This is a genomic window from Methanoculleus sp. UBA413 (assembly GCF_002502935.1).
Lineage (GTDB): Archaea > Halobacteriota > Methanomicrobia > Methanomicrobiales > Methanoculleaceae > Methanoculleus > Methanoculleus bourgensis.
On record NZ_DAQR01000050.1, the window covers coordinates 1 to 6,884 of the forward strand.

The 6,884-nt window shown below is 58.8% G+C and carries 3 protein-coding genes; all 3 read right to left on the minus strand.

Features of this window, described 5'->3' with window-relative positions:
- Window positions 1-41: 41 nt before the first annotated feature.
- The 3 genes from BP858_RS03825 to BP858_RS03835 all read right to left on the minus strand — a co-directional run bounded on the left by BP858_RS03825 (window position 42) and on the right by BP858_RS03835 (window position 6,394).
- Window positions 42-3,164: a VWA domain-containing protein gene (locus tag BP858_RS03825; RefSeq protein ID WP_214166125.1), complete on the minus strand. Its 3,123-nt coding sequence runs from the start codon at window positions 3,162-3,164 to the stop codon at window positions 42-44.
- A 266-nt stretch (window positions 3,165-3,430) separates the two neighbouring features.
- On the minus strand, window positions 3,431-4,831 hold the full coding sequence (locus BP858_RS03830; protein WP_286878890.1) for a carboxypeptidase regulatory-like domain-containing protein: 1,401 nt from the start codon (window positions 4,829-4,831) through the stop codon (window positions 3,431-3,433).
- A gap of 39 nt (window positions 4,832-4,870) precedes the next feature.
- Complete coding sequence (locus BP858_RS03835) at window positions 4,871-6,394, minus strand: AMP phosphorylase (protein WP_074175757.1); 1,524 nt, start codon at window positions 6,392-6,394, stop codon at window positions 4,871-4,873.
- Between the last annotated feature and the right edge of the window lie 490 nt (window positions 6,395-6,884).

Sequence of the window (6,884 nt, forward strand, 5' to 3'; positions counted from 1 at the left end):
CATCTCACTCGAAAAAGAGGTTATTTTGGCGAAGAGGTATTTTATCCAATCTTGATATATGCCACATTTCTCGTCTCTACCTGGATGGGATCTGTACGCGTTATCTCGGCACTTGCGCCATCAGGTGTATCCTCCCGCGCAGTGACTCGTATCTTGTACCACCCTCCCTCCTTCTTGAGTTCAAGGCGGGACGAATACATGCCGTTAATATCGGTATCCGAAGGATGGTGTTTCGTATCGGCCGCATGCCAGGTGCCGTCCCACCAGATGTTATCAGGGCTGAACTGGTACAAGACCTTCTGTGTCACAGATTTGTTCCCTGTATAGTTGAGGTTCCAGGAAGGGACAAGGATGCCGGGATCCTCCGTGGAAACAGTGAGAGAATATAACCAGATATTCGACGTGGTGGCGTCAGTCTCATCGAGTACCAGACTGGCAGTGATAAATGTGTGGGGAAGACCTAATTTCGTCTTGCCCTGGGTGCCGTTGAAGTGGATAACAGATTCGTTGCCGAAGATGTCGATATTCCCCTCTTTTAAGACCTTCAGGCGGAACGTCGTCTCCCAGGTCTGATTGAGATAGATATCTCCGACATCGAAGGTGAGGTTTTGACCATCCCAATCCCCGTTCTCCGCCTGGTTCACCCACTTCGGCCCCCAGAAGACCGAACCGTTGTTTGTCCAGTACTTGACCTCGCTGGTCGAGACCGGATCCAGAGGTTCATACTTAAAGACGTCCTCAGTGGGCGTGGAATTGATCATGACCTTATCGAACGCCAACTCCATCGTGGTATTGACGCCCGCCGCCTCCTGGAGTTTCTGGGCAATATCCTCATATACCTGCGTCAGGTCGTCGCTTGCGGTAGCACTGTAGAACCTGCCGCCGGTCTGGTTGGCATAACTCAGGAGCTCGTCATGGCTCGGTTCGTCGCCGAGGGCGATCGTGAAGATCTTGATGTCCGCGCCTTTTGCATAATCGATGACACTGCCGGTCCTGATTCCAGGGAATGATTTGGCGCCATCACCTCCCTCCGGATTTCCACCCGTGTTCCACTCCCCGTCGGTCAGGAGGACAATCGCCTTCACTGGATTATCCGTTCTCGGGTTCTCCATGATCATCCGCACAGACCGGTACAGCCCCTCGCGCATCGGGGTTCCACCGCAGGGGAGCCAGTTGTCGATCGGCGCATTGACATCCGTATATGTTCGTGTCAACTCGAGATCGCGGGTGGCAGGACCAGAATAGTCTTGCGGGTTTTTGTAGTGCTCGGAAATGTAGGCATCGTCGTCGCTGTCATCATATTTCCATTTTCCCCGGGAATTCGAGAAATAGTCACTTCCAGCCCAAAATTTATAGCCATAATTGTCAAGATCCGTCTGCCCCGACTGCCCGAAAGAGACCAGCCCTACCCTGTCCTTCGAAGGCTGCATCTGGGATACAAATACTTTCGCTGCCCGCATTGCGTGGACCATCCGGTCATCGATAGATTCCTGGTTGACCCAACCGGGATACTTATCCGCATCATAGAGCCAGCCACCGCCGCCCCCGTATGATGTATTCTTCAACATACTCCCCGACCGGTCGGTGCAGAGCACCACATCAATTGGCCTCGACTGGAGGGCCCAGCCGTCGCCGATCAACTGAACTGTGACATTTACGCTACCGTTCACAGCTACCGACTGGGGCTCGACAGAGGTCCTGACACTGAGGTAGGGGTAGTTCCTGAAGGACACTACGGTCTCCTCCTCCTCGCCATTCCAGGCGGCCTGGATCGTTGCATTTCCTGAAGCCATGTTGCTATACCCAAGGTCGGACGTATCCCGGGTGAATTTTCCGGGATGGAAATCAATGGTAGCAAATCCGTCCTCATCAGTCATAGCAACAAGGGAGGTCCCGATATCCCCATAGGTGTGGGTTTCGTTCGAGATCTTAGGTCCATCGGTCATCGGAGTTGTCCCGTTGTCGATACTGACAATCCTGAACGAAACACTTTCGTTTCGAACGGGGTTGCCCTTCGAGTCCATTACCTTCGCCTTGATATAAGAGATGAGGTCATCTTTTACATCCCCGCTCGCGATGGTCTGGGGGACGGCGGTGAGGAGCATGTTGGTCGGGGTGGTGCTGTAGAAACCCACCTTCTGGCTACATGAAACATTGTTGTTGTCGACGGCGGTCGCGACTATCTCGGCAACACCGGCCCGGACAGACGGGCCGTACGTGATCTGTGCCTTGCCCTGGCTGTTTGTTTTGAGGAGCCACTCACCCGATGTCAGGGAACCGGAGACTGACTGGACGTTTACTCTTATCTGGCGGCCACCAGCAGGATTGCCATACTCGTCATAGAGAGCATAGGTGATGGTGAACTGTCCATCCAACGGCAATTCAGGGCGGTATTCTGGATCTAGATCCCCCACCTTTGGAGAAACGGATTGATAGATCTCCGACGGTTCTCCGTTCGCAAGTCCGGTGACAGTCAGATAACGCGATCCGATCTTTCCGGGGAATGTTACGAGAACAATATTCTCCCCAGCCACCGTATCAACTTCGAGTGTCACAGTGGCGTTCCCGGTATCGTCCATCGGTACCGTGATCTCATCCGTACCACCGACAAACACCGCACCCCCCGCGGGCGAGCCCACCGTGAATTTCACCGTTTCGGCCTCCCGCTTGCTATCCACCAAGTTCCCATACCGGTCCACCATCAGGACAGTAATATCCGTCGTCCCCCCGGCGGTCACCTCAGACTCGTACCAGAGGCCGGCGATCGCATACGGCGCCGCGTGGTCGATATACAGGTCGACGTTCCCCGTCAGGGGCTCATCCAGCCCCTCACATGACACCGTCGCCGTGATCGTCGCGGTCCCGCTCCGCGTCCCGGGCTTGAAGACCGCCGCCGCCCTTCCGGCACTATCAATCCCCACGCGCGCAGGCGAGATGCTCCCATACTCACCATCCACCTCAAAATCGATAGCGACACCCTCAAACGAGGTGTTGCCAGAGGTACTGTTACTGACCTGCACCGTGACGGTCGCGGACTCCCCACTCCCCGCCGTCACCCACTCAGGATCAGTGCTGATCGCGATAGTGTCAGGCACCAGCGCCCCAACCGGCGCCACAACCAGGAGCAGCCCCACGACCAGGCACGCATACGTCCATACGTTCATACTCCACCGTATGTGCTCTTGCTACACCATAACATATAAAGATTGTTAATGATATCTGCAAGTCAAAAGGCCCCTTTTCCAAATCGGGAAACGATATCCCACGGGATTGAATAAATGTTCGGCAGGGCGTCATTGTGAGGAACAAAAGATATTATTCACACCCCCATTCAAAAATATCCTTTCCACCAGGAGTATAGTCTGCCGGCGGACTCCCGGGGAAGTCGTGCTCCCGGGGGGGAACCTGGGAAAAAAGTATACGATAGAGCCTACAACCGGCCCCGGCCGCGCGGCGGCCTGCCCCGGCCCGCCCCAGCCCGCCTGCGCCGCACCACAAGAACGGCACCGAGGAGGACCGCGGCAACAACCCCGACACCGACCACGAGCATCCCGATGTTGAAGGTCCGCTCCATCATGAGCGGGACCGTAAACTCGGTTGTCCCAAGCGGGATCTCTACATCGATCGATATCGGCTCGAAGCCGTCGCGGGTGGCGGTGACGGCATACACCTTATTCGTGGTGAGCGCTGTCCTGAGGTAGCCAAGGCCGTCAGTCACCCCAACAACCCGGCCGTCGACCTGGATGGCTGCGTCGGCAACCGCCTTCCGGTCGGTGTCCTCCGCACGGATGGTCACGCTCGCCTGGTCGTAGTCGAGCTCAGCGACGATATCCTCCCCCTTCCCGGAGACCTGGCGGACCTCCATCCATTCCCCGTAGCCGGGCGCCTTCACCGTAATCTCGTAGGTGCCGGCGTTGACATCGGAGAGCATGAACCGGCCGTACTGGTTGGTCTTGCCCTGGAACGTCCCGTTGAGGTAGACCTCCGCCCCCGCTATCGGCTTCATCGTCTCGCTAAACGCCGTCAGCGAGACCGGGTATGCCGACTTCGAGAGGTGCACAAGGAAGAGGACATTGTCTACCTCGATGTAGCGCTCCTCCTGGTAGGGCTGGTAATCGGACGCCGTGACCTTAAGGGAGTACCGCCTCTCACGCTGCAGGTGGACCGGGAGGTTGCCGTCGGCATCGGTCGCGCCTACGCGCGCACTGTCGACGAAGACCTCCGCACCCTCAATCGGGGCTGAGGTCTCAGAGTCACGGACTTGGACCGCCAGGAGATCGTTCCTGAAGAGCCAGTACTGGACGACCTTGCCGCTGGTCTCCATCTGCACGGTCTTTGAGACATCATAGTAGTTCGATGCGCGGATATCGACATTGTAGAGCGCACCCGACCGCACCGAGAAGTCCGTGCCCCCGTCGCTCCTGGTAGTCTCCGAGCGGGAGATACCGTCGCCCTCGACGCGCACCAGCGCCCCGACGACCGGTTTCAGAGTCGCCGCATCATAGACCTCAACCGTGAGGGTCTCGTCTTTGCGGAACATATCGACCTGGATCCTGGTTCTGTCGGCGTCAACCCAGTCTGTCCAGTCCCGGTAACCCTTCCGCACCACCTTCAGGCGCAGATCTTTCTTCCCCGAGTGGACATAGGAGTAGGTGCCGTCCGACGCGGTCGTGCCCACGTACTCGCCATCGACATATATGGATGCGTCGGCAAGGGAGTCGCCGTTCTTCTCGTCAGCCACGCTGACCCGCAGGGTGACCGCCTGCACCGTCCCGCATATAAGGACGCATGCTATGAGGAGCCCTATGATGAGACGACGTTTTTTGATCATGCTGGAGTATACTGCGGCCTAAAATTTGAGTGCATCGGTTTACACCCAGCGCTCAGGTGGGATACGCTCAAGGACCATCCCCTCCACGACCACCGGCATCAGCACCCTGCCGACCTCTATCGCGCGCTCAAGCCGCCACTCCCGGTCGGCGTAGATGGTAAAGATGGGGTCACCCTTCCTGACCCGGGTCCCCTTCTTTGCGTGGATGTCAAGCCCCGCGCCGTGGTCGTAGGGGGAGCCCGCAAGCCGCGCGAGGGTCACAAGCGCGCTGTTGTTGAGTTCGATGACGTAGCCGTCCTGCGGCGCCCGGACATCGAACCGGTACTCACCCGGAACGATATCCTCGGCCTTTACCGTCGGGTCGCCGCCCTGGACCTCGATGATCTGCCGCATCTTCTCAAGCGCCTTCCCGCTCCGGAGGAGGTCTGCTGCCATGTCGAACCCCTGACCGTATGCAGCCTTCCCTGCCATCTCAAGCGCAATCCCGGCAATTGAGAGGCTCTTCTGGATCAGGGAGTTCGGCTCGGTCGCCCCCTCGAGGACGGCGAGCGCCTCGTGCACCTCGAGGTTCGGGCCGATGGTGTGACCGACGAGCGACTCCCCGTAGCTTAACGCGCACTCGACCCGCATCCCGAGCCTCTCACCGAGTTCGATGAACTCGCGGGCGAGTTTGCGGCCCTCCTGGGGCGTCGCTATCTTCGTGTTCCGGCCAACCGGTATATCGATGACCACGATATCGGCGCCGACGGCGAACTTCTTGGCCATGACGCTTGCGATCATCTGCCCCCGGGCGTCGATCCGGAACGGGTACTCGTAGGTGATGATCTTGTCGTCGGCAGGGGCGATGTTCGTGGCCCCGCCCCAGACAATGGCGCCGCCGACCTTCTCGGTCATCTTCTGGACCTCGGCCGCCGGGAACGAGACGGGCGCAAGAACCTCCATGAGGTCCGCGGTCCCGCCGGCGCCGGTGATGGCGCGGGAGCTGGTCTTTGGGATCCGCAGACCGCTCGCGGCGATGATCGGCACGATCAGGAGGGTGATCTTGTTCCCGGGCACGCCCCCGATGGAGTGCTTGTCGACGACCGGGTGTCGGGTGAACTGGAGGCGCTCCCCGGTCTCGACCATGGCTCTCGTCAGGTACTCCACCTCGTCCATGTCGAGGCCGTTGATGTAGGATGCGGTGACGTAGGCGGTGATCTCGCCGGGCGAGAGGGTGTCGTTGACGATATCCTTGACGATCTCCAGGGTCTCGTCCTTGGTAAACCGGCCGCCGTCCATCTTCTTCTTGATGTACGAGAGCGATGGCGGCCGCTCGGCGCTCCGCACCTCGACGGGTGTTCCTTCGCTTGCGGCGAGCGTGGCGTTCAGCGGCCGGTAAACGCCGATGACACCGGGCTCGATGAGTGAACTGGTGGTATCGACGTGGGCCTGGACGCTTATTCCGGCCGTCTCGTCGGCGATCTGGACACGGTCGCCGTCGCGGACCCGGATGTTTTGCGCGTCGGTGCTGTGGAGGAGGACCCCCCGGTTCGCGATGTCGAGCAGTTTCACTGTCAGTTTCATGTGAGTAATCCCATCCTGGTTGAAATTGAGGTTTTGTACTACTTAAGGACGGCTGTTCCGGCGGGGTCTGCGGGCGGGTGTCGGTCGGGTCCGCTGTTGTCCGGGCGGGGCGGGGGATCGGGGAGGATCCGTTCTACCGGCTCCGGGTGGGCGAGTACCGAACCGTATTCGCCATTCGAGGATGAGCACCTCCTTATCCTCGTGCTGGAGGCAGAAAACCGGAGCAGTATCTACCGCTAGAGGGGGGGCAGAGACCAGAATGGCACAGTATTCCCTCTGCAGGCGGCAGGGATAGGTAAGCAGTGTTCAAATCCCTCGCATTCCCCTGAAAAAGAGCACTATTCCACGTCGGCAGTTCTCCGGGGAATGCCCCCGGCGAGAGAAGGGGGAGCGGTCACACCTGGATGCCAGCTCTCGCGAGGGCACCCTTGATGGCGGCAAGCTCCTTCTTGATCTCTGCAAATTCGTCGTCAAGGTACTTCCTGGTATC